The organism is Leisingera sp. XS_AS12 (assembly GCF_041224635.1).
Lineage (GTDB): Bacteria > Pseudomonadota > Alphaproteobacteria > Rhodobacterales > Rhodobacteraceae > Leisingera.
Window position 1 is genome coordinate 118,515 of the sequence record NZ_JBGFGM010000128.1, and the last position, 26,630, is coordinate 145,144.

The 26,630-nt window shown below is 63.8% G+C and carries 31 protein-coding genes; 18 read left to right on the forward strand and 13 right to left on the reverse strand.

Annotated elements, in window-relative coordinates; genetic code table 11:
- Nucleotides 1–51 precede the first annotated feature (51 nt).
- Genes AB9K35_RS22550 through AB9K35_RS22565 form a run of 4 tightly spaced genes read left to right on the forward strand, consistent with a single transcriptional unit; the run spans nt 52 to nt 4,191 of the window.
- Nucleotides 52–1,179, forward strand: a complete 1,128-nt coding sequence (locus tag AB9K35_RS22550; protein WP_369929642.1) for an ABC transporter ATP-binding protein — start codon at nt 52–54, stop codon at nt 1,177–1,179.
- On the forward strand, nt 1,179–2,060 hold the full coding sequence (locus AB9K35_RS22555) for an ABC transporter permease subunit (protein ID WP_222454302.1): 882 nt from the start codon (nt 1,179–1,181) through the stop codon (nt 2,058–2,060). Before AB9K35_RS22550 ends, AB9K35_RS22555 begins: the two co-directional genes overlap by 1 nt.
- A complete protein-coding gene (locus AB9K35_RS22560) occupies nt 2,057–2,872 on the forward strand; it encodes an ABC transporter permease subunit (RefSeq protein WP_222454303.1) in 816 nt (271 codons plus the stop codon). Before AB9K35_RS22555 ends, AB9K35_RS22560 begins: the two co-directional genes overlap by 4 nt.
- Entirely contained in the window at nt 2,872–4,191 is a 1,320-nt protein-coding gene (locus AB9K35_RS22565) for an FAD-dependent oxidoreductase (protein ID WP_369929644.1), read from the forward strand. The genes AB9K35_RS22560 and AB9K35_RS22565 overlap by 1 nt, the downstream gene beginning before the upstream one ends.
- Here the strand turns inward: AB9K35_RS22565 and AB9K35_RS22570 are convergent.
- The 3 genes from AB9K35_RS22570 to AB9K35_RS22580 all read right to left on the reverse strand — a co-directional run bounded on the left by AB9K35_RS22570 (nt 4,164) and on the right by AB9K35_RS22580 (nt 6,873).
- Nucleotides 4,164–4,940, reverse strand: a complete 777-nt coding sequence (locus tag AB9K35_RS22570) for a phosphotransferase (RefSeq protein ID WP_369929646.1) — start codon at nt 4,938–4,940, stop codon at nt 4,164–4,166. The genes AB9K35_RS22565 and AB9K35_RS22570 overlap by 28 nt on opposite strands.
- A 147-nt stretch (nt 4,941–5,087) precedes the next feature.
- Nucleotides 5,088–5,768 carry a flagellar hook capping FlgD N-terminal domain-containing protein gene (locus AB9K35_RS22575; protein ID WP_369929648.1) on the reverse strand — a complete coding sequence of 227 codons (681 nt, stop codon included), beginning with the start codon at nt 5,766–5,768 and terminating at the stop codon, nt 5,088–5,090.
- Nucleotides 5,769–5,772: 4 nt separating this feature from the next.
- Nucleotides 5,773–6,873, reverse strand: coding sequence for a flagellar hook-length control protein FliK (locus AB9K35_RS22580; protein ID WP_369929650.1), 1,101 nt, complete (start codon nt 6,871–6,873; stop codon nt 5,773–5,775).
- A 1,163-nt stretch (nt 6,874–8,036) separates the two neighbouring features.
- On the opposite strand from AB9K35_RS22580, the gene AB9K35_RS22585 reads away from it, so the two are divergent.
- From AB9K35_RS22585 to flbT, 5 genes are all read left to right on the forward strand, one after another.
- A complete protein-coding gene (locus tag AB9K35_RS22585; protein WP_369930216.1) occupies nt 8,037–8,306 on the forward strand; it encodes a rod-binding protein in 270 nt (89 codons plus the stop codon).
- Nucleotides 8,299–8,658, forward strand: a complete 360-nt coding sequence (locus AB9K35_RS22590; RefSeq protein ID WP_369929652.1) for a flagellar biosynthesis protein FlgN — start codon at nt 8,299–8,301, stop codon at nt 8,656–8,658. The genes AB9K35_RS22585 and AB9K35_RS22590 overlap by 8 nt, the downstream gene beginning before the upstream one ends.
- Before the next feature lie 204 nt (nt 8,659–8,862).
- On the forward strand, nt 8,863–9,672 hold the full coding sequence (locus AB9K35_RS22595; protein ID WP_369929654.1) for a flagellin: 810 nt from the start codon (nt 8,863–8,865) through the stop codon (nt 9,670–9,672).
- A 78-nt stretch (nt 9,673–9,750) separates the two neighbouring features.
- Entirely contained in the window at nt 9,751–10,122 is a 372-nt protein-coding gene (gene flaF, locus AB9K35_RS22600) for a flagellar biosynthesis regulator FlaF (protein ID WP_222454311.1), read from the forward strand.
- Between the two features lie 2 nt (nt 10,123–10,124).
- Entirely contained in the window at nt 10,125–10,529 is a 405-nt protein-coding gene (gene flbT / locus AB9K35_RS22605) for a flagellar biosynthesis repressor FlbT (RefSeq protein WP_222454312.1), read from the forward strand.
- A gap of 245 nt (nt 10,530–10,774) precedes the next feature.
- Here flbT and AB9K35_RS22610 read toward each other — a convergent pair whose 3' ends face one another.
- Complete coding sequence (locus tag AB9K35_RS22610) at nt 10,775–12,103, reverse strand: FliI/YscN family ATPase (protein ID WP_222454313.1); 1,329 nt, start codon at nt 12,101–12,103, stop codon at nt 10,775–10,777.
- An 88-nt stretch (nt 12,104–12,191) separates the two neighbouring features.
- Here AB9K35_RS22610 and AB9K35_RS22615 point away from each other — a divergent pair, with 88 nt between their 5' ends.
- From AB9K35_RS22615 to AB9K35_RS22655, 9 genes are read left to right on the forward strand one after another with little or no spacing between them, the layout of a single operon-like run.
- Nucleotides 12,192–12,581, forward strand: a complete 390-nt coding sequence (locus tag AB9K35_RS22615; RefSeq protein ID WP_369929657.1) for a FlgB family protein — start codon at nt 12,192–12,194, stop codon at nt 12,579–12,581.
- Nucleotides 12,582–12,595: 14 nt separating this feature from the next.
- Nucleotides 12,596–12,988 (forward strand): flagellar basal body rod protein FlgC, encoded by a 393-nt coding sequence (gene flgC, locus AB9K35_RS22620; RefSeq protein ID WP_222454315.1) that lies wholly within the window; start codon nt 12,596–12,598, stop codon nt 12,986–12,988.
- Nucleotides 12,989–13,015: 27 nt separating this feature from the next.
- A complete protein-coding gene (gene fliE / locus AB9K35_RS22625) occupies nt 13,016–13,312 on the forward strand; it encodes a flagellar hook-basal body complex protein FliE (RefSeq protein WP_222454316.1) in 297 nt (98 codons plus the stop codon).
- Nucleotides 13,313–13,315: 3 nt separating this feature from the next.
- Nucleotides 13,316–13,588 (forward strand): flagellar biosynthetic protein FliQ, encoded by a 273-nt coding sequence (locus AB9K35_RS22630; protein WP_369929660.1) that lies wholly within the window; start codon nt 13,316–13,318, stop codon nt 13,586–13,588.
- Complete coding sequence (locus AB9K35_RS22635) at nt 13,588–14,307, forward strand: flagellar hook-basal body complex protein (protein WP_222454318.1); 720 nt, start codon at nt 13,588–13,590, stop codon at nt 14,305–14,307. The genes AB9K35_RS22630 and AB9K35_RS22635 overlap by 1 nt, the downstream gene beginning before the upstream one ends.
- Nucleotides 14,308–14,317: 10 nt before the next feature.
- Nucleotides 14,318–15,103, forward strand: a complete 786-nt coding sequence (flgG, locus tag AB9K35_RS22640; RefSeq protein WP_222454319.1) for a flagellar basal-body rod protein FlgG — start codon at nt 14,318–14,320, stop codon at nt 15,101–15,103.
- Nucleotides 15,103–15,525: a flagellar basal body P-ring formation chaperone FlgA gene (flgA, locus tag AB9K35_RS22645; RefSeq protein ID WP_222454320.1), complete on the forward strand. Its 423-nt coding sequence runs from the start codon at nt 15,103–15,105 to the stop codon at nt 15,523–15,525. The genes flgG and flgA overlap by 1 nt, the downstream gene beginning before the upstream one ends.
- Nucleotides 15,525–16,265, forward strand: a complete 741-nt coding sequence (flgH, locus tag AB9K35_RS22650) for a flagellar basal body L-ring protein FlgH (RefSeq protein ID WP_369929663.1) — start codon at nt 15,525–15,527, stop codon at nt 16,263–16,265. The genes flgA and flgH overlap by 1 nt, the downstream gene beginning before the upstream one ends.
- A gap of 8 nt (nt 16,266–16,273) precedes the next feature.
- Entirely contained in the window at nt 16,274–16,768 is a 495-nt protein-coding gene (locus AB9K35_RS22655) for a flagellar basal body-associated FliL family protein (RefSeq protein WP_369929665.1), read from the forward strand.
- A gap of 79 nt (nt 16,769–16,847) precedes the next feature.
- On the opposite strand, the gene AB9K35_RS22660 is transcribed toward AB9K35_RS22655, so the two are convergent.
- The 9 genes from AB9K35_RS22660 to fliL form a co-directional block, all read right to left on the reverse strand.
- Nucleotides 16,848–17,246 (reverse strand): hypothetical protein, encoded by a 399-nt coding sequence (locus AB9K35_RS22660; RefSeq protein WP_369929667.1) that lies wholly within the window; start codon nt 17,244–17,246, stop codon nt 16,848–16,850.
- The gene (gene flhB, locus AB9K35_RS22665; protein ID WP_369929669.1) at nt 17,243–18,331 is read right to left on the reverse strand and encodes a flagellar type III secretion system protein FlhB; all 1,089 of its coding nucleotides are present in this window, start codon (nt 18,329–18,331) and stop codon (nt 17,243–17,245) included. Before flhB ends, AB9K35_RS22660 begins: the two co-directional genes overlap by 4 nt.
- Nucleotides 18,328–19,107, reverse strand: coding sequence for a flagellar biosynthetic protein FliR (locus AB9K35_RS22670; protein ID WP_222454325.1), 780 nt, complete (start codon nt 19,105–19,107; stop codon nt 18,328–18,330). The genes flhB and AB9K35_RS22670 overlap by 4 nt, the downstream gene beginning before the upstream one ends.
- Nucleotides 19,104–21,137: a flagellar biosynthesis protein FlhA gene (flhA, locus tag AB9K35_RS22675; protein ID WP_369930218.1), complete on the reverse strand. Its 2,034-nt coding sequence runs from the start codon at nt 21,135–21,137 to the stop codon at nt 19,104–19,106. The genes AB9K35_RS22670 and flhA overlap by 4 nt, the downstream gene beginning before the upstream one ends.
- 353 nt (nt 21,138–21,490) lie before the next feature.
- Nucleotides 21,491–23,977, reverse strand: coding sequence for a hypothetical protein (locus tag AB9K35_RS22680; protein WP_369929671.1), 2,487 nt, complete (start codon nt 23,975–23,977; stop codon nt 21,491–21,493).
- Complete coding sequence (gene motA, locus AB9K35_RS22685) at nt 23,974–24,843, reverse strand: flagellar motor stator protein MotA (RefSeq protein WP_222454328.1); 870 nt, start codon at nt 24,841–24,843, stop codon at nt 23,974–23,976. The genes AB9K35_RS22680 and motA overlap by 4 nt, the downstream gene beginning before the upstream one ends.
- Nucleotides 24,844–24,926: 83 nt before the next feature.
- Nucleotides 24,927–25,547 (reverse strand): MotE family protein, encoded by a 621-nt coding sequence (locus tag AB9K35_RS22690; protein ID WP_369929673.1) that lies wholly within the window; start codon nt 25,545–25,547, stop codon nt 24,927–24,929.
- Complete coding sequence (locus AB9K35_RS22695) at nt 25,547–26,008, reverse strand: hypothetical protein (protein WP_369929675.1); 462 nt, start codon at nt 26,006–26,008, stop codon at nt 25,547–25,549. Before AB9K35_RS22695 ends, AB9K35_RS22690 begins: the two co-directional genes overlap by 1 nt.
- 9 nt (nt 26,009–26,017) lie before the next feature.
- Nucleotides 26,018–26,542 carry a flagellar basal body-associated protein FliL gene (gene fliL / locus AB9K35_RS22700; RefSeq protein WP_369930220.1) on the reverse strand — a complete coding sequence of 175 codons (525 nt, stop codon included), beginning with the start codon at nt 26,540–26,542 and terminating at the stop codon, nt 26,018–26,020.
- Nucleotides 26,543–26,630 lie beyond the last annotated feature (88 nt).

The window sequence follows — 26,630 nt, forward strand, 5'->3', positions numbered from 1 at the left end:
GGGCGCGGCCAATACCGAAATGCTTGCGACACTTCGTAGAAGAGGCCCGGCTTGACTGCTTCCGTATTCGAACCCTGGAACGATCCCGAGGCTAAGCCCTTGATCCACTTCCAGAACGTCACCAAACGATTTGGTGAGTTCACCGCCATCGACAATCTGACCATCGACATCTACGAGCGGGAGTTCTACGCGCTTCTGGGTCCCTCAGGCTGCGGCAAGACCACGCTGATGCGGATGCTCGCCGGTTTCGAGACCCCGACCGAGGGCAAGATCTTCCTCGCAGGCCAGGACATCGCCCCGGTGCCGCCGAACAAGCGGGCGGTGAACATGATGTTCCAGTCCTATGCGCTGTTTCCGCATCTGTCGATCTGGGAGAACATCGCCTTTGGTCTCAAACGCGAAGGCATGGCCAAGGCCGACATCCAGCAACGGGTGGAGGAAATGCTGCGGCTGACCCGGCTGGAAAAATTCGCCCGTCGCAAGCCGCACCAGATCTCTGGTGGCCAGCGGCAGCGGGTGGCGCTGGCGCGCTCGCTCGCCAAGGCACCGAAACTCCTGCTGCTGGATGAACCGCTGGGCGCGCTGGACAAGAAGCTGCGCCAGGACACCCAGTTCGAGCTGATGGACATCCAGGAAAAGACCGGCACCACCTTCGTGATCGTGACCCACGACCAGGAGGAAGCGATGACCGTGGCCTCCCGCGTGGCGGTGATGGACCACGGCAAGATCATCCAGGTGGCGACTCCCGACCGGATCTACGAAACCCCGAACTCCGTCTATGTCGCGGACTTCATCGGCGATGTGAACCTGATCGAAGGCACCGCCAGGCCAACCGGCAGCGATACCTATGCCATGAGCTGGCACGAGGGTCTGCCGCCGCTCAGGGTACAATCGCCCAACAGTCTGAGCGACGGACAGAAATGCCATCTGGCGATCCGGCCGGAAAAGGTCGCGATCAACGCCGAGAAACCCGCCGACGCCGACAACGCCGTGCAGGGGCGCATTCTCGACATTGCTTACCTCGGCAATATCTCCACCTACCACGTGGAGCTGCCGACCGGCGCGGTGATCAAGGCGCAGACCGCCAACACCCGCCGCATCGCCCGCCGCGCCTTCACTTGGGAAGACACTGTCTGGCTGTCCTGGACCGCCACGGCAGGCGTTCTGCTGGCTGAATGATGCGCCGTTTTTTCCTGATCGCCATCCCCTATGCCTGGCTTCTGGCGCTGTTCCTGGTGCCCTTTGCCATCGTGCTGAAGATCTCGCTGTCGGACTATGCGGTGTCGATCCCGCCCTATGTGCCGCAGTTCGACTGGGCCGAGGGCATCGGCACCTTTATCGCCCAGCTGGATTTCGAGAATTTCATCTGGCTGACTGAAGACGACCTCTACTGGAAAGCCTATCTCAGCTCGCTGAAGATCGCGCTGATCTCGACCTTTCTGACGCTGCTGGCGGGCTATCCCATCGCCTACGGTATGGCGCGCGCCCCGGATGAATGGCGCCCGACCCTGATGATGCTGGTGATCCTGCCGTTCTGGACTTCCTTCCTGATCCGCGTCTACGCCTGGATGGGGATCCTGTCGAATGAGGGCTTCCTGAATCAGTTCCTGCTGTGGACCGGCGTGATCTCCGAGCCGTTGACCATCCTCAACACCAATTCCGCGGTCTATATCGGCGTGATCTACACCTATCTGCCGTTCATGATCCTGCCGATCTACTCGGCGCTGGAACGGCTGGACGGCTCGCTGATCGAGGCGGCCGAGGATCTGGGCTGCTCGCGGCTGTCGGCCTTCTGGCTGGTCACGGTTCCGCTGTCGAAGAACGGTATCATCGCCGGCAGCTTCCTGGTGTTCATCCCGGTGCTCGGTGAGTTCGTGATCCCCTCGCTTCTGGGCGGTTCCGACACGCTGATGATCGGCAAGGTGCTGTGGGAGGAGTTCTTCTCCAACCGCGACTGGCCGGTGGCTTCGGCGGTGGCAGTTGTACTGCTGCTCTTGCTCATCATCCCGATCGTGCTGTTCCAGCGCAACCAGCAGAAACAGCAGGAGGCCGAACAATGAAACGCCTGAGCTGGTTTAACGCCGTGTCGCTGACGCTTGGCTTTGCCTTCCTCTACATCCCGATGGTGATCCTGGTGATCTTCAGCTTCAACGAAAGCAAGCTGGTCACCGTCTGGGCCGGGTTCTCGACCCGCTGGTACGCCGAGCTGATGCAGAACGAGGCGTTTCTGAATGCCGCCTGGGTGACCATCAAGGTGGCGGTCTTCTCCTCGACGCTGGCCACGGTGCTGGGCACCCTTGCGGCCTACGTTCTGGTGCGCGGCGGACGGTTCATGGGGCGGACGCTGTTCTCCGGCATGATCTACGCGCCGCTGGTGATGCCAGAGGTGATCACCGGCCTGTCGCTGCTCTTGCTGTTCATCGGCATCGGGCTGGACCGCGGCGTACTGACGATCGTGCTGGCGCATACCACCTTCTCCATGTGCTACGTTTCGGTCGTGGTCTCGTCGCGGCTGGTCAGCTTTGACCGCTCGCTCGAGGAAGCGGCACTGGATCTGGGCTGCTCCGCCGCCGAGGCCTTCCGGCTGGTGACCCTGCCGATCATCGCGCCCGCGGTGATCTCCGGCTGGCTGCTGGCCTTTACCCTGTCGCTGGACGATCTGGTGATTGCCTCCTTCACCTCCGGCCCCGCCGCCACCACCCTACCGATCAAGATCTTCTCGGCCGTGCGCCTTGGGGTCAGCCCCGAGATCAACGCGCTGTCGACGATCATGATCGCCGTGGTCACCGTCGGCGTCATCACAGCCTCGCTGGTGACCAAGCATCAGGTGGCCCGCCAGCGGCGCGAGGAGATGGAAGCGGTGCGCAGCTGATGCGCCGGATCTACCCCGACTACGCCTACGGGCCTGGTCCCCGCAGCAACTGCTGGTGGGACGAGACCATCGCCGCACCGGACTGGCCCCGCTTTGACGGCGGGGCCAGTGCCGATGTGGCCATAATCGGCGGCGGCTTTACCGGCCTGTCAGCCGCGCTGCATCTCGCAGAAAGCGGTGTCCAGGTGGCGGTGCTGGAAGCCGGAACGCCGGGCTGGGGCGCCTCGGGGCGCAATGGCGGCTTCTGCTGCCTCGGCGGGTCGAAACTGTCGGGCGCCGCGATGCGGCGCATCTTCGGTGCCGAGGCCGCCGAAACCTATGAGGCCAGCGAAAGCGCGGCCATCCAACTGGTGCGCGGCCTGCTGGACAGGCATGGCATCGATGCCGATACCCATTCGCACGGTGAAACCCAGATGGCGCACAGCCCCAAGGCGGCGCGCCGCCTGGAGGCGCAGGCCGACCAGCTGCAAAAAGCAGGGGAGGCCGCGCAGTTCGTCTCCGGCGACCAGCTCGCCGATCACGGGCTGAACGGTGGCTTTCACGCCGCTCTCACTACTCCGGAGGGCTTTGCGCTGAACCCGCGCAAGTACCTGTTCGGGCTCGCCGCCGCGGCGCGGAAGGCCGGCGCGGCCCTCTATCAGCGCAGCCCGGCCCGGAATGTGCGCCCCGTCAACGGTGGCTTTGAAGTAGAGACTGATACTGGGGTTTTGCGGGCCTCCCAAGTTATCATCGCCACCAACGGCTACTCCTCCGAGGATCTGCCGGGCTGGCTGGCGGGCCGCTACATGCCCGCGCAGTCCACCGTCATGGTGACCCGCCCGCTGAGCGATGCAGAGCTGTCCGCGCAGGGCTGGTATTCCGACCAGATGGCCTATGACACCCGCAACCTGCTGCATTACTTCCGGCTGATGCCGGACCGACGGTTCCTGTTCGGCATGCGCGGCGGGCTGCGGGCGTCGCCCCGCGCCGAGGCGGCAATCCGGCGCAAGCTGCGGCAAGATTTCGAGGCGATGTTCCCGGCCTGGCGCGACGTGGCGGCCACTCATTGCTGGTCCGGTATGGTGTGCCTCTCGCGGAATCTGGTGCCCTTCATCGGGGCGGTGCCGGACCAGCCGGGGCTGTTCGCGGGCCTGTGCTATCACGGCAACGGGGTGGCCATGGGCAGCTATTCGGGCCGGTTGCTCAGCGATCTGGTGCTGGGCAGGCAGCCGGAGCTGCCGTATTCGACCGCGGTGCAGAAGATGCCGCGCTTTCCCTTTGGCCGGGCGCGGCGGATCCTGATGCCGCCCGCCTATGCGGCCCTCGGGCTGATGGACTGAAGCGCGGCGCACTCCAGCGCCAGCGCCTGCCGGTCGGCCCCGCTGCCCTGCTCCATCCGCCACTGGCAGTAGGCGGCCATGCGCCAGTGATACCAGGGGCGCAGGGCCAGATAGCGCCCGACGATCCGCGGGTCGGGGTATGCCTGCAAAAAGGCGTCCTCCTCGCTCCGGCTCAGCGGCGCGCCGCGGTACGTCAACTGCATGGCCGGTGACAGAAACAGCGCCAGATCCTCGGCCGGATCACCGATTTGCGGGCACTGCCAGTCGATCAAGGTAAGCGTCCCGTCATGGGCCAGCAGATTGCCCGGCACTGGATCACCATGAATCAGCACCGGCTGCGGTACCGGCGGCACACGTCCCAGCGGGCGCAAATCCGTCAGCCAATGCCCATCCCGGCACTGCCGGAGAATGCCCGCGACCTGCGCCTCCAGCGCCAGGCTGCCGTTCACGCCCGGCGGCAAACCTGCCGGCGGCGCGCAGTCATGCAGCCGCCCCAACACCTGCGCCACATGACCCGGTGCCTGTCGCCAGGGCTGGCCGTTGATGTGGGCATAACTCAACCATTGCCGCCCTGCGAACGTCCCGGCCTGCACCAGCGGTGGCACCATGCCGGTGCCCGACAGCGCCGCCAGCACCGCACGTTCCCGTGCCGGATCATTGGCAAACAGCGGGTTGCCCGCATCAGCGGCATAAAGCTTGATGACAACCGCTCCGGCGCGCCAGACATGATTGGACCGCCCGCCGGCCAACCGCCGGGGCGCCGGGACATGCAGCCCCTGTGCCGCCAAATGGGCAAAGAAGCGGGCTTCGAAATCTTCGGACAGGGTTTGCAGGGCGGCCTCCGGTGTCTGACCGCCCCGTTCTAGACCGTTTTTCTAGCGACGCCTATCGGCCAATCAGGACTTCGGATCGCGCAGCGCGCTGACCGACGAGGCGAGCACAACCGAGCCACCTTCGGTAATCAGGCCGACGTCGCCGCCCTGCATCCGGGTTTCATTCACCTTGAAATAGATCTCGGCATATTCCTGCAGCAGCACGTCGTCGCCCTTGCGGCTCTCCACCATGAAGGAATATTCGCCGACCTCGAGGCGATTGCCATCCTTGTCCACGCCGGTCCACTCGTAGGGTTCGGCAGAGACCGGCAGGCTGACACGCTGGACTTCCTGGCCATTCTTGTCCTGTACGACCAGCGAAACGCTATCCGCCGCCGCGGCCGGGTTCGGCGCGATCGTAATGCTGTTGCTGCCGTCGTAATACCCCGGCGCCACCGCTCTGGCTTCCATACCGACCCAGCCGGACAAGGCCGCCATATTCGCAAGCCCCAGCTGCGACTGAAGCCCCTCCAGCAGCGTGTTGCTTTTGGTTTGCTGCTCCACCATCGAAAACTGCGCCAGCTGCGCCGCATATTCCGTCGAATCCAGCGGCTCCAGCGGGTCCTGATTCGTCGCCTGCGCCGTCAGCATCTTGACGAAGGTCTCAAAGTCCGACGACAGGCCAGAGGTTGTTCCGGTAGCGGTGGAACGTGTCTGCGACTGCTGCAGCGGATTGGTGTTTGCGGATGTGACTGCTGTTGTCATGGTCTCAGACCCTCATGTCCAGCCCGGCAGCGCCCAGCTGCAGGTTTTGCGTGATGATTTCAGAAGCCGGGGCCTCCCCGTCGCGGAGCGATTCGCCCGAGCCGGAAGATCCGTCGGCCGCCGCATGGTCCGAGCCGTTGCGGCTCTGACCACCTTCAGCTTCGCCGCCGCTGAACTCGAACGAGATGTCCTCGTAGCCCATACGGCGGAACTCCTCGGCCAATTCATTGATGTGGCGGCGCATCAGATCCCCGGTTTCCGGCCGTTCGGTATGAATGATCATGGTGATCCCGGTCTCGCTGGTCGCAACGCGCATCTTCACCCGCCCCAGCTCCTGTGGGTTCAGCGAGATTTCGACCTTCTGTTCCCCCTTGGCAGCAAAGGCCTCGGCGATCTGCGCTGCGATCATGCGAGGCGTTTCGGGGCGGTGCCCGGCCCCGGTTCCGATGACAGCCTCGGTCAGCATCTGCGACAGCCCCGGCATCTCATTGAACCGCTCCAGCGAAGCATCCAGAAGGTCGCCGGCTTCACGCTCCATCACCCCGCCGGCCAGCATCGCTTGCGATGCGACGGACGTGGACTGCATGGCAAGGGTGCCGAGGGCGGCGGCGCTGCTGCGCAGCGCATTCGCCCTGGCATTCGATTCGGCTGCCCGGATTTCCTGCATGGCCACATCCAGGTCGGCTGCGTCTTCGACCCTTGCTTCCGTGATCGCTGCAGTTTCCTGTCGCTGGGCCGCTGCGCCGACCTTGGGTTCACTCAAGGACTGGCGCACGAAGGCCGCCTGCAGCGTCTCCGCTGTTGCGCGGGCGGTCGCCTGGGGCGCACCGGTCACGTTGTCCTGCTGGATATCGGTCGCCTCGGCGGCCGCAGCCCGCGCAGACGCCGCGGCAGAAGTCTCCATGGATCCGCCGGACTGTGCACGCCCCGCCGCTGCCACCTGCGCGGATGTCACGGAGGCTTCACGGCCAAATGCGCCCGCCGCGGCTGCCTGCTGCGAAAGCTTGCTATCTCCGGAACCCGCGTTTGGGGGCACGAAGGCCCCATCGGCTTTGCCAGTCGTGCTTTCCTGACCGCCAAGCGGCAGCGATGCCATGTCGGCCATGCGGCCCGATGTTTCCGCGCCAGCAGATGCCTGGACAGCCGGACTTGCCGCCGTGGCGCCAGCGCCGCCCAGTGTGCGACTGCTTGTCAGATCACCGGCCCGGGTTGTTGGCTCGCCCGCCATTGTGCGAGTGGTCCCGACCGCCTCAGCTGGTTTCGCGACCGGACCCAGGGGAATGTCTTTGTCTGATGTGGCCGACGCCCGATTGATACCCCCCTCCATGGGAAGTGCGGCGTCCGCTCCAGCTCCCCGCGCTACGCTGGAAGAAATACCATTCTGCGAGCGACCAGATGCGCTTCCGGATGCCGCTTCGGATGGTTCGATAGCCTTCGACGCCCGGGCAGCTTCCGCAGTCGTGGTTTCCGCGACGGACCCGAAACCGCGCGTCGGCAGGGAGGCAGAAAGATCCTCTTTCTTGTCTCCCTCCATACCGCCCGGGCGCGATGTCCCGGCCTGATCAACAGCCAGAGCCGCAGACACGGCGGTCTCGTCGATCTCGGCAGTATCGGTCGTCTCCGGCTCGCCGCGTTCTGTTCTCGACGTTTGCGAGGAATCGGAAACGCTTACGACTGTGTCTGAACCGTCTGCATGGCGCGCATCCTCCAGACGGTCCGCACCTTGCTCGACGTGTGCCTCACCAAGCGTTTTTGCGTGTTCGAGGGATGAACCCACAGATCTGCCACCCACAGTGGAGGTCCGGCCAGCGAACTCAGCGTGCCCGCTGGCTTCGACGTCACTCTGACTCACGGCATCTGAACCGGTCTCAGCGCCTTTTACGCTTCGGCCCTCTTCCTCGGCAGCCACCTCGCCCGGCTTTGCCTGCGCCGGAGAATCACCTGGCTGCTCCTGTGCAACCTCCGGGTCCGGCACCTGTGTGGCCGATTTTTCACCAGCCGCCAGAACGTCCTCGAACCTTCTGTTTTTGCTAGCGTTTTCCACGTCGTTCACGGAAGGCGATCGCGCTTTTCCGATTGGGCCTGCTTCCGGGCCAAGGAGGGGATTCATCATCATGATCGGCTTCCAGATATTCTATCTCGACCCGGTCAGACTTAACGCAAAGCGGTTACGGCAATTTTAACCGGTTCCACGGCAAACTGTAAAAACTCGATGAAGTTCGATGAACAACCGGAGAACCGGACATGTCAGATCTACTGACCACACATATGCAGACCGCTCAGTCATATACCCCGGTCCGCAAACCACCCGCCGACCCATTGCGTGAGGCCGCGGTGGAACTGGAAGCATCCTTTCTGGCGCAGATGCTGAAATCGGCGGGCCTTGGCGAATCACGCGAAGGGTTCGGCGGCGGTGCAGGCGAAGATCAGTTTTCCAGCTTCCTCGTTCGCGAACAGGCCAACCAGATCGCCCGCTCGGGCGGCATCGGCCTCGCGGAATCCCTGTATCACGCATTGAAGGAGACCCAAGGTGACTAAATCCGAACCTCAGCAGCTCACGGATGAGCTGGACCAGATCCTGGACCGCGAACGCGCCGCATTGATGAAAGGCGACCTTGGCAAGCTGGAAGACCTGCTCGCCAAGAAAGAGAAGATCATCGCCAAGCTCAACACGATCTCGGACCTGGAGCGCGACACGCTGGCCAGGGTCCAGACCAAGGTGTCGCGCAATCAGGATCTCCTCGACAGCGCCATGGAAGGCATCCGCAGCGTCGCTGCACGCATGGCCGAACTGCGCAAGATCCGCAAAGGCCTGGATGTCTATGACCAGAGCGGTCGTCGCACCCGTTACGGCACCCGCAACACCGGAAAGCTGGAGAAAAAAGCCTAAATGCAATTTGGAGAAAATTCTACGGAAGCAAATCTCCGCATTAGCACTCCCTTAGCAACTGTTGGGCCAATGTCTCCTTGCACCTGATGACGGGTGGCGCGGAAGCCGGACGGTGGAACGCACAGTCAGAAAGACGTCACAAAACGCCCCCTGAGGGCACAGAATAATAGGGGCCAAAGTGCTCCGCAGCTAAAGGAAAAAGCTATGACCAGCATTCTGACCAACAACGGCGCAATGGTTGCTCTGCAGACCCTGAAGTCGGTCAACAGCAACCTGGAAGAGACCCAGAACCAGATCTCCACTGGTAAAGAAGTTGGTAGCGCCAAGGACAACTCCGCTGTCTGGGCCATCTCCAAGTCGATGGAATCGGACATCCAGGCATACGTAGCCGTGTCTGACGCCCTGGACTTTGGTGAAGCCACTGTTGCTGTTGCGTCCTCGGGCATGGAACAGATCGTTGAAACCCTGAAAGACATGCGTGAACTGGCAGTCGCAGGCGTTTCGCAGAACGTCGACCACGACAAGATCGAGGCCGACCTGGCGAAGAAGCGCGAGCAGATCGAATCCATCATCGACTCCGCTTCGTTCAACGGCGCCAACCTGCTGGATGACAACGTCACCGCGCAGCTGGACGTTCTGGGCGGCCTGGACGCGGCCAGCGATACCATCACGATCACCGGTATCGACAGCGCGTCCAGCCTGAACACCGCCGGCATGACCTCGCTGACCAGCGCCAACGCGGCGACTGTTCTGTCGGAAATCGAGACCATGCTGTCCTTCGCAATCGACAGCGCAGCCCAGCTGGGTGCCGACAGCAACCGTCTGAGCGACCAGAACGACTTCGTGTCGAAACTGAACGACTCGCTGAAATCCGGTGTCAGCACCATGGCCGACACCAACATGGAAGAAGCGTCGGCGCGACTGAAAGCACTGCAGACCCAGCAGCAGCTGGCGGTGCAGTCGCTCTCCATCGCGAACCAGGCGCCTTCGACCCTGCAGCAGCTGTTCCGTTAACAGCTCCAACCGGGGCGCTGACGGCGCCCCGGTCTTCCCCTCTCAGAGAATCTGAAGAATAAAACGTTAGGAAAACACGTGAATGCCCTTCTGAAGGCGAAGAGTGCCTATTCGGCGGCAAAGGCCCCGACCCGGACAGCAAAGAATTTCGAATACGAAGTGATCGCCCGCATTACGCGTCGAATGATCACATCAGCGCAACAAGGCCGCGACGGGTTCCAGGATCTGGTTGCCGCCCTGAATGACAACCGCAAACTCTGGTCCATTTTCACAGCCGATCTTGCCAACAAGGGAAACCCCTACCCGGACGAGTTGAAGCTGAGCCTCTTCGAACTGGCGGAATTCACAAGACAACACACCAGCAAGGTACTGCAGCGCAAGGCCAACGTACGCCCGCTGGTGGAAATCAATACGGCCATCATGCGTGGCCTCCGCAGCGGAGCATCCTGAATATGAGCGGACTTGTCCTGAAACTCGCCCCCAAGGAGCGTGTCCTTGTGAACGGTGCGGTGATCGAAAACGGCGACCGTCGCAGCCGCCTGTCGATTGTCACCCCGGACGCCAACATCCTGCGCCTGCGCGATGCAATCCATCCGGAAGAAGCCAATACCCCGGTGCGCCGGGTGTGTTACGCGGCGCAGCTGATCCTTTCCGGCGACGCCGACCCCGAAGAAGAGCGCCTGCCGATGCTGCGGCGCATCGAGGAGCTGAGCCAGGTCTTCACCGACCCCGACAGCCGCGCCTCCCTGGCCGAGGCGACCGAAGCCCTGATCGGCGACAATCACTACCGCTGTCTCAAGGCACTGCGCACGCTTCTGGCCCGCGAAGACCGCCTGTTTGCGGTCCGCCCTTCCTGATCCATGACCTGGCCGCGGCCCCGCGCCGCGGCGTCGATGCGGCCTCAAACGCCCGCCATGCGGGCGGCCCATCTGAAACATCACAAGGCTGGTCCGAAAGAGACACAGGGCTTGGAACAAGCCCCCGAGACCTTTCACCTTCCCTTGAAGATCCAAATTGAAAAAGGCTCCCAGAATTGACTGGGAGCCTTTTTCATTTCAGCGAACGCCGCAACGTTTCAATGTTGCCAGGGGCAGGGGCAACCTCAGCGCCCGGCCTTCGCGCGGCGCATCAGCAGCAGCAGGCGGTTGAAACTGCTGGTGATGCCCTCCGGGTCTTCACGACCGAAGAACGCGTCCAGCTCGGGCCACAGCTTGACCGCCTTGTCCAGCACCGCATCGTTGCCCTCGGAATACAGGCCCGCCCGGATCATCACCTCGGACTGCTCATAAGCGCCGAGGAACTTGCGCACATCCTGGATCACCGCGTTCTCTTCGGCGGTCGCCGCGGCTGGCAGGCTGCGCGAGACCGAACGCGAGACATCAATGGCCGGGAAGCGACCACGTTCGGCAATTTCCCGGTTCAGCACGATATGGCCGTCCAGCACGCCGCGCAGGATATCCGCGATCGGCTCATCCATGTCGGAGCCCGCCACCAGAACGCTGAACACGGCGGTGATGTCGCCCTGATCGGCGCTGCCGGGGCCCGCGCGTTCACACAGGCCGGTAATCAGCGGCGTCACCGAGGGCGGATAGCCGCGCAGGGCCGGTGCCTCGCCCGAGGCCGCGGAAATCTCGCGATGGGCTTCGGCAAAGCGGGTCACGCTGTCGGCCAGGAACAGCACGTGTTTGCCCTGGTCCCGGAAATGTTCCGCCACGGTCATCGCCGACCAGGCACAGCGGCGGCGCACAAGGGCGGACTGGTCCGAGGTGGCCGCGACGACAATCGCGCGGCTCATGCCCTCCGGTCCCAGCACGTCCTCGACGAAGTGATTCACCTCGCGCCCCCGCTCGCCGACCAGCGCCATCACCACCACATCGGCTTCCATGCTTTTGGCCAGTTTCGCCAGGAGCGACGATTTACCAACGCCGGAGCCGGCAAAAAGCCCCACGCGCTGACCGCGCACGATGGGGAGAATCGTATTCAGAACCGCCTGCCCCGTTGCCAGCCGCTCTCCCAGCGGTCGGCGTTCGGCGGCCTTGGGCGGCGCGGCCATCAGGTCGCGCGGCTCCGCCCCCGGCAGCAGCGGCCGCCCGTCGAGCGGCTCGCCGAACGGGTCAATCACCCGCCCGATCCAATGATCACTGGGCGCGAAATCCGGCGACGGGCGCAACAAAACCGGGTCTCCGATTGCGACACGGTCCGGCGCGCGATCAGGTAACATACTGATACTGCTGCCGTTAATCTTCAGGACCTCGCCGTGCAACTCGTCACCGGGGCCACGTCGCAGGATCAGTCGATCACCGATGCGGGCAACCGAGGCCAGCCCGGAGATTTCGATCTCGCCACCGGCGATCCCGGCGACCCGACCCATCTGCGTGGTCAGCCGCTTGCCGGCAATCTGGCGGGTCAGTGCAGTCAGTTCTGCTTTCATTGCGGCGGTCTCCGTTGGCGTCCTGAAAACAATTTCTAAAGGAATCGGGGTTAAGCCTTGATTGAAATCGATCAAGGGAGAAACCCTGGTGTTCACAGAATTGAACGTATTCAAAATTGCCTATTCCATGGCAACCCATGCCGGCACCCGCCAGGCACTGGTGTCACAGAATATCGCCAATGCCGACACGCCTGGCTACCACGCCAAGGACATCAAGCCCTTCACGGAAGTTTTCGCCGCAGGCGCACGCCCCGGCAGCATGATCGCCACCCGCGACAGCCACCTCAATGGCAGCGCAGGCAGCGGCATGGATTGGGCGATCACCAGCTCTGATGCAGGCAGCGACCCCAATGACAACTCCGTCTCGATCGAAACCGAGATGCTGAAGGGGGTCGAGGTGGCACGCCAGCACAAGCGGGCGATGGCGATCTACAAGTCCTCCATGAACATCCTGCGCGCAAGCCTGGGCAAACCCTGAGGAGGAGCTGATCGATGAGTGAATTTTCCAGAGCCCTTTCCGTCACGGCCAGCGGTCTCAAGGCCCAGGCCGCCCGCCTGCGTCACGTATCGGAGAACATCTCCAACGCCGACACCCCCGGCTACCGCCGCAAGACGGTCCCCTTCGAATCGGTGCGCGAGCTGCAGACCGACGTGGAACATGTCCGCACCGGCCGGGTCACCCTGGACCGCAGCGACCTCGAAGAAATCTACGACCCGTCGCATCCGCTGGCCAATGAAAGCGGCCATTACGAAGGCTCCAATGTCGATCTGATGATCGAGATTGCCGACGCCCGCGAGGCCCAGCGCAGCTACGAGGCAAACCTGAAAATGTTCGAGCAGACCCGCTCGATGTCCTCCTCTCTCATGGAACTTCTGAGACGATAATTCCCCCAAGCCAATTGGAGATCCAGAATGGATATTCGCAGTCTTTCCGCCGCCACTGGCTATGCCGCGGCACGTCCGGCCACCAAGGTTGACCCTGACTATGCCGGCACCAGCGCCGGCGCCCAGCTGAAACAGAGCTTTCAGGACTTCGCCACCACCCTGCAGCAAAGCGAGCAGGTTTCGGTGCAGGCGATGACCTCCCAAGCCGATCCGCACGCATTGGTGCAGGCCCTGGCGCAGACCGAACTGGCGGTCGAAACCGCGGTCACCGTGCGCAACAAGGTGGTCGAGGCCTACCAGGAAATTCTGAGAATGCCGGTCTGAGCCATGATGAGCGAAAGCCTGTTCTACGACACATTGCGTCAGGCCCTCTGGGCCGCAGTCACCATGTCGACGCCGATCCTTCTGGTGGCGCTGGTCGTGGGTGTCGTCATCGGCCTGTTCCAGGCGCTGACCTCGGTGCAGGAAATGACGCTGACCTTCGTCCCGAAGCTGACTGCGATCCTGGTCGTGTTCTGGATGACCATGGGCTTCATGACCCAAACCCTTGTGGCCTTTTTTGATGGTCACGTCGTTCCGATGATTGCCGGAGGTCTGTAATGGAAACAACAGGTTACGCCACGCTGTCCCGTCAGTCCGGACTGATGCGCGAAATGCGGGTGATCGCAAACAACATCGCCAACTCGGCCACCACCGGCTATCGCCAGGAGGGGCTGATCTTTTCCGAATTCGTGAAATCCGCGCCCGGACAGGAATCGCTGTCGATGTCGCGCGCCAATATCTTCAACACCTCGATGGAGCAGGGCCAGCTGACCCAGACCGGTGGCGATTTCGACTTCGCCATCGAAGGGGACGGCTTCTTCATGGTGGAAACACCGCAGGGCGAACGGCTGACCCGCTCGGGCGCCTTTTCCACGAACGCGGCAGGCGATCTGGTGACCATGGATGGCTACCGGGTGCTGGACGCGGGCCGCGCCCCGGTTTTCGTGCCGCCGGATGCAGGCAAGGTCGAGGTCGGCTCCGATGGGTCGCTCAGCGCCAATGGCCGCCTTCTGGGCCAGCTGGGCCTGTTCCAGCCCGTCGAACAGCACACGCTGGTCCGGGAGGACGGCGTGATGTTCCGCGTCGAAGGCGACATCGAGGAAAACTTCGATTCGAAGGTGCTGCAAGGCTTCCTCGAAGGCTCGAACGTGAACGCGATCTCCGAAGTGTCGCGCATGATCGAAGTCCAGCGGGCCTATGAAATGGGCCAGAGCTTTTTGCAGGCGGAAGACGAACGCGTCCGCAATGCCATCAAAAACCTGATCAAGACCACCTAGGAGAATCCAGATGCGCGCCTTGAAGATCGCAGCCACCGGCATGAGCGCCCAGCAATTGCGGGTGGAGACCATCTCCAACAACCTCGCAAACATGAACACGACCGCCTACAACGCACGGCGCGCCGAGTTCGCCGACCTGCATTACCAGCAGGTGTCGCGGGCGGGGTCGGTGAATGCCTCGGACGGCACCGTGCTGCCGACCGGCGTGCAGGTGGGCCTGGGCGTGCGCCCGGCGGCCGTGTCCGTTCACTTGTCGCAGGGCGCGCTGCAGCAGACCAACAACGATCTGGACGTCGCCATCGATGGCAAGGGCTATCTCGAGGTGACGCTACCGTCCGGTCAGACCGCCTATACCCGGGATGGCTCGCTGAAACGGTCCGCCGAGGGGCTGATCGTCACCAACGACGGCTTTGCAGTCTCTCCCGAGATCACCATCCCCGACGATGCCAAGAGCATTTCGATCAATGCCGAGGGCGAGGTCTACGGCTACTTCGACGAAACCTCCGCCGGACAACTGCTGGGGCAGCTCACGCTCGCCGGGTTCACCAACCCCAAGGGGCTCGAAGCGATCGGCAGCAACCTGTTCACCGAGACCGAGGCCTCCGGCCCGGCAACCGTCTCCACCGCGGGCGAAGACGGCCTTGGCACCCTGCGCCAGGGCTATCTCGAGGCCAGCTCGGTGGATGCGGTGCGCGAAGTGACCGAACTGATCGCCGCCCAGCGCGGCTATGAAATGAACGCCAAAGTCATCTCGGCGGTTGACCAGATGATGGGCGCAACCACGCAGGTCCGCTGATGAAACAGGTCTTCGCTCTCCTGATCGCCGGCGCCTTCTGCGCGCCTCCCGCCCTCGCGGATTACCTGGTCCCGGTGCGCACGATCCGTGCCAAGGACATCGTCAACGCCGAAGATCTGGCGCTGAAAAAGGGCGAGATCATGGGCGCGCTGACCAATCCTTCCGAAGTGATCGGCATGGAAGCGCGTGTCGCGCTCTATGCCGGGCGCCCGCTGCGGCCCGGCGACATCGGCCCGCCGGCCATCATCGAACGCAACGACCTGGTCACCCTGATCTTCCGTCAGGGCGGGCTGACCATCGCCGCCGAAGGCCGCTCGCTTGGCCGTGGCTCGGTTGGCGAAGCCGTCCGGGTCATGAATCTTTCTTCCCGCACCACCGTCACCGGCCGGGTCAAACAAGACGGCTCCGTAGAGGTAAACTGATGACCATGAAACTCACCCCCGTCAAACCGCTGCTTCTTGGCCTGGTCGTGCTCGGCGCCTGTGGCCGGATGGACCACCTGGGCAAGGCACCGTCCTTCACCCCCACCACCGAGTCGAACGAGCATGTCGCCATGCTGTACCAGGGGCTGCCGACCGAGACCCAGACCCGCCGTACGGTGGACGGAGCCTCGCTGTGGAGCGGTGGCCAGCAATCGCTGCTGGGCGACCGCCGGGCGATGAAACGCGGTGACATCATGACCGTGGTCATCGAAATCGACGAGGAAGCCGAGATCTCCAACGACACCCAGCGCTCGCGCTCCGGTTCCGAAAGCCTGAACGTGCCGCAGCTGCTCGGCCTGCCCCAGCGGCTGGACGAGAAACTGCCCGAAGGCGCCTCCGCCGCCAACGCGGTCGAGCTGGGAAGTTCCAGCTCCTCCGGCGGCAAGGGCTCCGTCAAGCGCAGCGAAAAGCTGGAACTGCGGATTGCCGCCACCGTTGTCGACGTGCTGCCCAACGGGGTGCTTGCGATCAGCGGCACCCAGGAGCTGCGGGTGAACTTCGAACTGCGGGAACTGCTGGTCACCGGTTATGTCCGGCCCCAGGACATCAGCCGCCAGAACGAGATCACCTATGACAAGATCGCCCAGGCGCGGGTCTCCTACGGTGGACGTGGCCAGATCACCGACGTGCAGCAGCCGCGCTACGGCCAGCAGCTGCTTGATGTCGTCCTGCCGTTCTGAGGATCGCCATGTTGTCCAAACTTCTCCCTGTTATCTTGCTGATACTCGGCACCGGGGGCGGCATCGGTGCCGGCATCATGCTGGCGCCTGCCCCCGAGCCGGTCGAGAGCGCGGAGGCCAGCAAGCCCGCCGCGCCCAAGCCCGAAGCCAAGGAGCCCGAGGAACTCAGCGAAGAGAACCAGCGCGAATACATCAAGATCAACAACCAGTTCGTGGTGCCGGTGGTCGAGCGCGAGAATCTCACCTCTCTGGTCGTGATGTCGCTGAGCCTGGAAGCCAAGAAAGGCACCACCGAAAAGGTCCACGCCTATGAGCCGAAGCTGCGCGACGTGTTCCTTCAGGTGCTGTTCGATCATGCCAACATGGGCGGCTTCCGCGGCGCCTTTACCCGCTCGGACGTGCTGGACCCGCTGCGGACCGCCCTGCGGGAGGCGGCCCAAAAACACCTCGGAAAGGATGTCTATGACGTCCTGATCATGGAGATCTCCCGCCAGGACGTTTGAGCCGTCACATGGTCCCAACATTGAAAAAGGCCGACCTGCATTGCAGGTCGGCCTTTCCCGTTTTCGCCGGGCAGCTGGTCTACTGCCCCAGCAACTGATCCATGAAGCTCTTGGCCTGTTCGGCCTTGCGGCGCTTGCGTTCGGAGGCGGCCATGGTCTCGACCGCGTGTTTGCGACCAAAGGCCTGGCGCAGCTGGTCCATCACCCGCAGCTTCTGTGCGGTGGCCTTGGCCAGGTCCTGGTTCAGCTGCCTGCGGGTGCGCGTGTGCCAGCCCTGCCACAAGAGATCCGCCCCGAGCGCCTTCATCGCGTGGTCGCCGTCGCCCTGCTCCCGCACTGACTGAACCTGCGCGTTCAGCTGTGCCAGCTGTCCGCGAAGCTGCGCCTCACGGGCAAGGATCGGCTGCACTTTGGCATGTTCCTGCATGTACTGCGCGGCGGTGACTGCCGCCATCTGGTCCAGCATCTTCTGCTTCATGTCACTTTCCCCTTGGCGCGCTTGCGCATTTCCTCGGCGAACCGGATCGCTGCCGCAACCGGCGCGTAATGCTCTTCTTCGACTTCCTCGCCGATCTCGATCGTCGCATGCAGCGCACGCGCGGTTGGCGGGTCGCTGTGGATCGGCACACCGTTTTCATTGGCGACACGGCGGATCGCCGCGGCCACCTCGTCAACCCCCTTGGCCACACAGACCGGGGCCGTGCCCTTCTCGCGGCTCCATTTGAGCGCCACGGCATAGTGCGTCGGGTTGACGATCACCACGTCGGCCTTGGGCACATCCGCCAGCATCTGGCCCATCGCGATCTCCATGCCGCGCTGGCGGCGTTGGCCCTTGGTGTGCGGGTCGCCCTCGGCGTCCTTGATCTCGTCCTGAAGTTCCTTGCGCGACATCATGTTCTTGCGGTGGTGTTCGGCGTGTTGGAACGCCGCATCGATGATACCGATCGCCAGCGCGATGATCAGCGCCAGGAACAGGAACTCCAGCGACAGCTGCGCCAGCATCATCACCACCGACTGCGGACCGGTGCCCGCCGAGGAAATCATCTCGGGCAGGCGTTTTGACAGGTAGACGCCAAGGCAGATCGAATACAGCACCAGCTTGACGAAGCTCTTGAGGAATTCGAACAGGCCGGAGCGCCCGAATTTGTTCTTGGCGTTGGAGATGATCGAAATGCGCGACAGCTTCGGTTCCAGCTTGGAGGGCGCGAAGACCAGCGCCCGCTGGCCGATGATCGAGAGCAGCACGAACACGAAGGGCACCAGGAACCACGGCAGAATCGGTTTGATCGCACTCCCGACGAATCCCCCGGACGGGGCCGCGGCGGATCCGTCGAAAAACAGCGGCGCCAGCCGGTCGGGCTGGTCCAGAAATGCCATCAGTGCAGTTCCCAGCCCCTCGACGCTGCTGCTGCCGGCCGCATAGAAGGCGACGATCAGGCCAAGATAGGCGGCCGCAACGGACAGGTCGGTGGATTTGGCCACCTCGCCTTTTTCGCGGGCCTTTCGGAGCTTCTGTTCCGTCGGCTCGAATGACTTGTCTGAATCGTCGTCCTGACCGCTCATGGCATGCCGCCTCCCGGATCGGCGAAGAAGGTCACCAGGGCCCGCGACCAGACATCCAGAATCATCGGGCTACCAACCATCAGGATGAACAAGCCACCAAAGGTGATCACCGGCGCACCGACCATCGCGACCATCAGCTGCGGCATCGCCCGGTTGATGACCCCCAGCGCCAGGTTGTAGATCACCGCGGTGATCACGAAGGGCGCCGCCAGGGTGAAGGCCAGTGAAAAGCTCTGCGAGACGCGGTGGACGCCCCATTCCGCCAGTCCGGCGGCACCCGGGAACTGCCCGGCGGGAAACAGCTGGTAGGACCGGATCATCAGCTCGGCCACACGCACATGCAGGCCCATCATCACCGCCAGCGTCACCCCCGAGATCATCAGCACCGCGCCCAGCGCGGGCATCGGTTCGGCACCGATGCCGCCCAGAACCTGCGAGAGCGACGTACTCTGAGCGGCCATTGCCCCGGCGGTCTGCAGGGCGAGCACGAACATCCGCACCCCGACCCCCAGCGCCAGCCCGATCAGGGCCTCGGTTGCGGCAAAGCGGGCAAAACCCATCACCCCATCCGGCTCCGCAAAGGCAGGCAAAGCCGGGGCGACGACGAAGGTGAACGCGATGGAGACGGCCAGCTTGACCCGCACCGGCACGTACATTTCGCCCATGGCGGGCAGCACCGACACCATCGCCGCGACCCGCAGAAAGACAATCGCCGCATGCCAGAATCCGGCCCCCAGCAACATGACCAGCTCCGGGGGCAGAAAGTTCAGGCTCATGCCTGCACCATCCCGACCAGCGACGGCTGCGCCTCCAGACCGATCTCCTCGAAGGAGAGCACCGGGTTGGTGATGCCCCGAGACTTCAGGATCGTACGCAGGTAGCGGCGGCGACGGGTGGAGGTGACCACGGCGGCAAAAATGCCCTGATCGGTGATGCCCGAGAGTTTCTCGGTCAGCCCGTCGGCGAGCCGGTTGAAGAGGTCCGGCGGCAGCGCGATGTCCAGCCCGGCCCCCTGGCCGTCGACCTGGTAGGTCGAGAACTTGTCCTCCCACTCGGGCGCCAGCTGCACCAGCGGGATGGTGCCGTCCTCGCGCTTCATCTCCGCGACCAGCTGGAAGCCAAGTCTCTGGCGCACATGCTCGCAGATCAGCTCCGGCTGGGACACATGCTGACGGGCCTCGGCGATGGCTTCCAGGATCAGCGGCATGTTGCGGATCGACACGCGTTCCTCCAGCAGCAGTCGCAGCACCGCGTGCAACGTATCCATCGGGACCTTTTCCGGCACCAGCGCATCCAGCAGCTTGCGGTTCGCCTCGGCCCGGTAGGTGTCGGACAGCTGGGTCATCTCGTCCAGCAGGCGACGCAGCGATTTCAGCGTCAGCAAACGGCCGAAGTTCTGCTTGATGACTTCCAGCAGGTGAGTGGCCAGAATCTCCGGCGGGCTGACCACGGTCGCACCGGACAACGCCGCCTGCTCCTGTGCCTTGGCGGGGATCCAGCGGGCAGGCGCGCCGTAGACCGGCTCGGTGACATCGGTCCCCGGCGGCAGCGAGGCATGGTCGTCGGGCATCAGCGCCAGCACCATGTCCGGATGCAGGAAGCCGCGCACCTGCTCGACGCCCTGGACCTTGATGACATAGGTGCCCTTTTCGAGATCATGCTGATCGGTCAGCCGGATCTCCGGCAGGATCAGGCCAAAGGAGGTCGCCACATGGGACCGCATGTTGGCGATCCGCGCGTCGAGCCCGGTGCCGGCATCCAGCACCATGCTGACCAGGTCCGGCGCGAACTCGAGATGCAGGTCATCGAGGTCCAGGATATCGCCCAGGGGTCGCGCGGTGGAGGGATCCGAGGCTTCCTCGATCTTCTCTTCGATCTCGGCTTCCGCGTCGTCCTGTTTCTTCTTGGCCATCTTGAAGGCGGCAAAGCCCAGCACGCTGCCGCCCAGCACAAAGGGCAGGAACGGAAGGCCGGGCACCAATGCGAACATCACCATCAGCACCGCAACCGTGGCCAGCGCGGCAGGGTGACGGCCGAACTGGTCCACCAGCGCCGTATCGGTGGCACCGGTGGCCCCGCCACGCGCCAGCAGCAGCGCCGCCGCGATGGAGATGATGACCGAGGGGATCTGCGACACCAGACCGTCGCCGACGGTCAGGATGGCATAGGTCTCGAAGGCGCTGCCCACCGGCATGCCATGGACCAGAACGCCCATGATCAGACCCATCACCAGGTTCAGCAGGGTGATGAGAAGCCCGGCAATCGCGTCGCCCTTGACGAATTTCGAGGCACCGTCCAGCGACCCGAAGAAAGTGGTCTCCTGCTGCTCGCGCTCGCGGCGTTCCTTGGCGGTCTGGTGGTCGATGGCGCCGGCGGACATGTCCGCGTCGATGGCCAGCTGCTTGCCCGGCATGCCGTCCAGGGCAAAGCGCGCGCCCACTTCGGCCATCCGCGCCGCACCCTTGGTGATAACCATGAAGTTGACGATCAGGAGCACCCCGAACACCACCAGGCCCAGGAACACGCTGCCGCCCATCACGAACTGGGCAAAGCCCTCGATCACATTGCCGGCGGCATCGGTGCCGGAATGGCCCTGGCCGATGATCAGCTTGGTCGAGGAGACGTTCAGCGACAGACGCAGCATCAGCGAGGCCAGCAGGATCGTCGGGAACGACGAGAAATCCAGCGGCCGCTCGATGAACAGGGTGATGGTGAAGATCAGGATCGCCAGCGCAAAGGAGGCCGCCAGACCCACGTCCAGCACCCAGGCCGGCATCGGCAGGATCATCATCACGATGATCGCCATCAGCGCCAGCGCCAGCAGCACGGTGGGGCTGAAAAGTTGTTCTTTTGTCAGCTTAGGCACGGCTCGGCCCTCGCGTCCCGCGCGGTGCATCCGCGACTGAGCGTGGTTGCCCCGAAGTTACGGAAACAAAGGGCGCCGCAGCTGGTGCAAGATTGAACCCGGCGGCGCCTGTACCACAGGGATTCGGCCCTTGCAGGCCTTGTATCGTATCGTTTTTCGGCATTCTGCCCATTCCAAATCAGGATTCACCCGATCTTCAGATTACCGGCAGGCCGTTGACAAAGTGTTATCACGACAGCCGCAGGCCGCCCCGAGGGCGACCTGCAAAAGACCATCAAAAGAAGGCAAAACGGTCAGTTGACCTTGGCCGCCCCCTGCGCGCTGCCGACACGGCGCAAAAGGTCGGTGATACCGCCGCGCGTGCCCTCGCTGCTTTCGACCAGCGCCCGGGCGTGGGCCAGCGGCGACAGGCCCTCGGGGTCGCGGGCGGTCTCGCTGATCTGGGTGGTTACGGTGGCGACCGCCTTGAACTGGGGTTCTTCGTCCGTGTTGATCGCCTCGATGGCGTCCAGGTTTTCCGAATGCCAGAACCCGCGCGCCGCCGCATTGGCGTCGTCCTCGGCCAGCAGATACTCACCGGCGCGGCCATATTCGCCATTGCGCCACAGGGCTTCGGCGCGCAGACGGTTGGCCTCGGTGCCCTCCAGCCCCATCAGCTCGACCAGCGCCCGGTGCGGTTTGCCCAGTTCCAGAGCCGCTTCCGCCATCATCAGGCGGCGGCGCTCGTCCTCGGGCTCAAGCGACAGCTTGTTCAGCATTGTCTGTGCCTGCTCGGCAAAGCCGAGGTCCAGCAGGCGACGCGCCACATCCGCGGCAACCGGTGCGGCCTCGCCCGCCGTGGCCTGGCCCGAAAACACCAGCGCGTATTGCAGGAAGGTCACATCATCGGCGCGCTCGGTCAGCAGCAGCATCAGCGGCTCGATCGCGGCCACCCGTGCGGCCGGGCCATCACGCTCGGTCAGGTCATCCAGTTCCTCGAAGGCATCGTGAAACTGGCCCATCAGCGCCAGGGAGGACACCTGCGCAAGCCGCAGATCCGCGCCCAGCTCGGTGTCACGGTTTTCAAGTTCATACGAGGCCACGAGGTCCGGCACATCCGGCGACAGCGCCTTGCGCTCCTTCACGCTCAGCGCGACCAGCTCGATCAGGGCGGTGGGCGCACTGCCCGTCCGCTCGGCCACTTCACTGGTCAGCTCCTCGGCGACCTTTTCCGTGTCCCCTTCCAGCTCGGCAATGGCGGCTTCCGCCAGGTTGATCTCCGGCACATCCTCGACACCTGTCCGGTCGACGGCGCGCAGGATCGCTTCGGCCACGTGATGATCGCCGGTTTTGGCAAACATCTTGCTCACCCGCGGGCCAAGATGCACGCGCAGGTGCACCGGCAGCTTCGAGAACGCCAGCTGAATGGCATCCGAGCTGGCGTTGCGCTTGATTTCACCATCGGCAAGCGCGCCCCAGAGCGCGGTGTCGCCTTCGCAGCCCTGCTGACCCGAGAACGGGTGGTTCACAGGCAGCGATTCGCCGTCGAGCAGGCTGGCCATGGCGGTCAGCAGCGCCGCGTCGGGGTGGTCACGATCCTGCTCTGGCAGGATTTCCAGCATCGAACGCGATTCGGCACCAAAGCCGAAGTACAGATAGATCCGCGACAGGGCGTAGACACTGGCCGGGTTCACATCGTCGAATTCCCGCACCAGGGCGCTGCGCAGGGCAGACACCTGATCCGCAAACGGGCTGTCGTCGCCCCAGGTCTGGATGGCAACGGCGCGATCCGGCAGACAGTGCATCTGCTGGTTTGCCGCCCCGTCCAGCCCCGCCTTCAGACCGGTTTCTCGGTCGATGGCCGAGGTCACGGCGATATGATCCAGCGGGTTCAGCGGCCGGTCGCTGCGCCCCAGCGGATCCAGCCCGGCAATCGCGGCCTCTGGCAGGCCGTCCGCGCCGACCTTCAACAGGCCCTGCCGCGCGGCACGGCCAATCTGCTGCAGCAGGCGCTGCTCCGATTCATTGACGACGGCCGCCCGTTCGGTTTCCACCATGTCGAGCAGGAAACCGGCGTCCGGCATGCGGCTGGCGGCCACCTGCGGATCGGCCTCGGGCTCGACAGGCTTCGGCGTCCGGATCGGCTGGCTGTCGCGGCCCTGGGCCAGCATCACATCCCCCAGATCCTCGATGCGCGCCTCGGGCGGCGCGGCAACGGGGTCGGGGCTTTGCGACGTCTGTTCCGTCGCGGCCTGCGGGGTCACCCGGGTGCTGGCGGGCTGGCTGGCTGCCGTCGCCAGCTCCAGCGCCATCCGCGCATCGGTGGCCGCGCCGCCCGAGAACCGGAACCTGTAGCCGGACCCAGGCGAGGTCAGGGGCAGCACGCCACCACCAAGAGGCGCCGAGGATGTCGCCACGGTCGCGCCGCGCGGCACCGGCGTATCAAGGTCCCGGATGTCCACCACCAGGTAGCCGTTCTGCTGCACGTAGGACGTCACCTTGCAGTCACAGCCCAGTTGCAGACGCAGCGGCTGGCCGGGGCCGACCTGCCCCAGGGACTGCAGCCGGGTCCGCGGGATCATGCGGAAGACGCGGGAGGTATCGAACACGGCCTCCGGCGCATCGATGTTCACCGTCGCCGTCTTGCCACTCTGGGTCAGGGACCAATCCGCGTTTCCGGGCAGTCGCATCACCAGCCGGGTAAAGCCGTCATGCTCGCCCGAGCGGGTCACGATGGTCTGTGCCTGGGCACCGACCGCCGTCAGAAGGGTAGCTGTAAGGGCAATTGCACGCCAGATCATGCTGCGTCCTGTTTCACCGATTTAAGCGCCTCTTCCAGTTCCGAGAAACCGGGGCGGAAATGGGAGGGCGTGTTCTGGCGGCCTACTTCGATGCAGATCGCCGCCGCGTGGTTGTGCAGGTTGGCCACCAGCACCTCGCGGATGAGCTGGTAGAAATGCGCGTCTTCCTCGACCACGTTCTTCACCTTGCCGGCAAAAGGCGCCGCCAGGCAGTAGGCCAGGAAGATACCCAGGAAGGTCCCCACCAGCGCGCCGCCAATCATCTTGCCAAGCACCTCTGGCGGCTGGTCGATCGAGCCCATGGTCTTGATCACGCCCAGAACCGCCGCAACGATGCCCAGCGCGGGCAGGCCGTCGGCCAGGGTCTGCAGGGCATGGCTGCCGTGCATGGCATGGTGGTGGTTCGCCTCGATCCGCTTTTCCAGCACCTCTTCCACCTGGTGCGGGTCGTCGTAGTTCATCGACGCCGAGCGCATGGTGTCGCAGATCAGGTTGATGGCTTCCTTGTCACCCATGATCTTGGGGTACTTGTTGAACACGGCGGAGTTTTCCGGGTCCTCGATGTGCTGCTCGACCTCAACCGGGTTGGCGCGCGCGATCCGGATCAGGGCAAACAGCAGACACAGCAGGTCGCGGTAGTCGTCCGGCTTCCACTTGGGGCCCTTGAAGACCTTGCCGACATCCTTGAGCGTATGCTTGATCCCGCCCATGTCGTTGCTGATCAGGAAAGTGCCGACGGCGGCTCCACCAATCATCATCATTTCGAACGGCAGCGCCTTGATGATGATCGCCAATTTGCCGCCAGCCAGAAGGTAGCCGCCAAATACCATGGCAAAGATCACCACGATGCCTACAATACCGATCATAGGTCCACTCCAAATTCCATTGGTTTTTACCAGTTTAGGCGAGTCGTCCTAAGGAAAGACTAAACAGGCGCCTGCGCCTGGGCTCATTCCTTGGGCACGGCACCGTTGCGCCCGGCCAGCACCACGCTGATGGTATAGGCGGCCTCGGGGCTCAGCCCGGCCATGATACCCGCGGCCGATTCCGGCTGCATGCGTGCCAGGAAACCCGCGGCAAAGCCGGGATCCATTTCCTCGAACAGGGCGGCGGCTTCCTTGGGTTTCATCTGCTCGTAGACCGTGGTCAGGCGGGTCACATCCGCCTCGGTCGCGCCATCGGCCATCGACAGGGTCGCCCGCAGCCGCGATTCGGCCTCTTCCAGAGCCGCCAGCTTCTTTTCGATCGCCTGATCTGCGATATCCAGCGCCTTGGCGCGGTCCTGGATCTCGGCCTCGCGGGCGGCCAGCGCCGCTTCCCGCTCCTTGAAGGCTGCCAGCATGGTCTGCAGCTCCGCCGAGGACGGCAGCGATTCGCGGTTTGGTTCGCCGTTATGCGCCACGGCGGCCTTGTCGGAGTCCTGCAGGCTGGCCACTTCGCGGGCGATGGCCGGTCCCGCCTCGAGGGCGAGCCGCACAACGGCCGAGCCCATCAGCAGGAGCGCCAGCATCATCAGCGTGCCACTGCGCCGGAACCGGCGCGGCTTTCTGGTCTTGGTCTTGCCGGCCATCACGCCACCCGATTCTGGCTGCGATTGTGACGCACGAACATCAGGCCGGACGGTTTACCGTCTTCCGGTTGCGGCTGATCGGCGTCTTGCGACTGCGATTCGGCCTCATAGGCAGCGGCCATCGCGGCATCTTCCGCCGCAGGCGCCTGGGCCTGGGCCTGGGCTTGGGGCGCGGCCTCGGGGATGTCATGCATCGAGGCCATCATCAGCTCCAGCCGCTGCGCCACCGTTTCGGCGCGTCCGGTCAGCTGCTGCAGCGCCTTGCTGGAGCCGTCGGAGATCTGCTGCGCCGATTGCAGCGATTTGTTCAGGTCATCAACCTGGGCGGACAGCACGGCAACCGCGCCGCCAACGCCCTTTTCCAGGTCATTGAACCGCTTCAGCCGGCGCGACAGCACCAAGCAATAGAATCCGGCGCCCAACGCCCCGGCCGCAAGCAGGATATCAGCTATAAGGTCCATCCTGTCCTCCTAGTTAAGTACGAAATCCATAATCAGCAGATCACGCACCCGGCCCTGGCCGGTGGCAATGTTGATCCGCCGCAGCATCTGCGCTCTCAGTTTAGGCAGAGCCATCGGATCGGTCAGATCGTCAAGCTCCAGTGCTCTCAGGTAGCTGTTAAGGACATCGACAACCCGCGGCAGGATTTTCTCGACCTCGGCCTGGTGGACCAGGTCGACCTCAAGTTGCGCGCGGAACCGCAAGTGCTTCAAACCGCTGGCTTTGCGCAGGGTAATCACAATCGGGTCCATTTCGATAAAGGCGATATTGGCGATATCCTCCGCCGACTCACCCATGTCCACGCCTTCTGGCGCCTCTTCGGTCACAGTCGCCGGTTCTGGCGCTGCTTGCTGACCAAAGGGAAGAAGGCCTGACTGAACGGCGAAGAAACCTCCGCCTGCACCCACCAAAGCCAGCACCACCCCGATGATCAGGGGCAGTTTGCCTTTCTTGGCCGGTACTTCTGCTTCTGTGTCTACTGCAGCGTCTGTCATGGCTATCCCTAAAACGTCGTGCAGCATCTTCATAACCTGCGAGGGACTAACCGAATGTTAAGGCCGATCCGTCAAAAGGGTTGCAGAC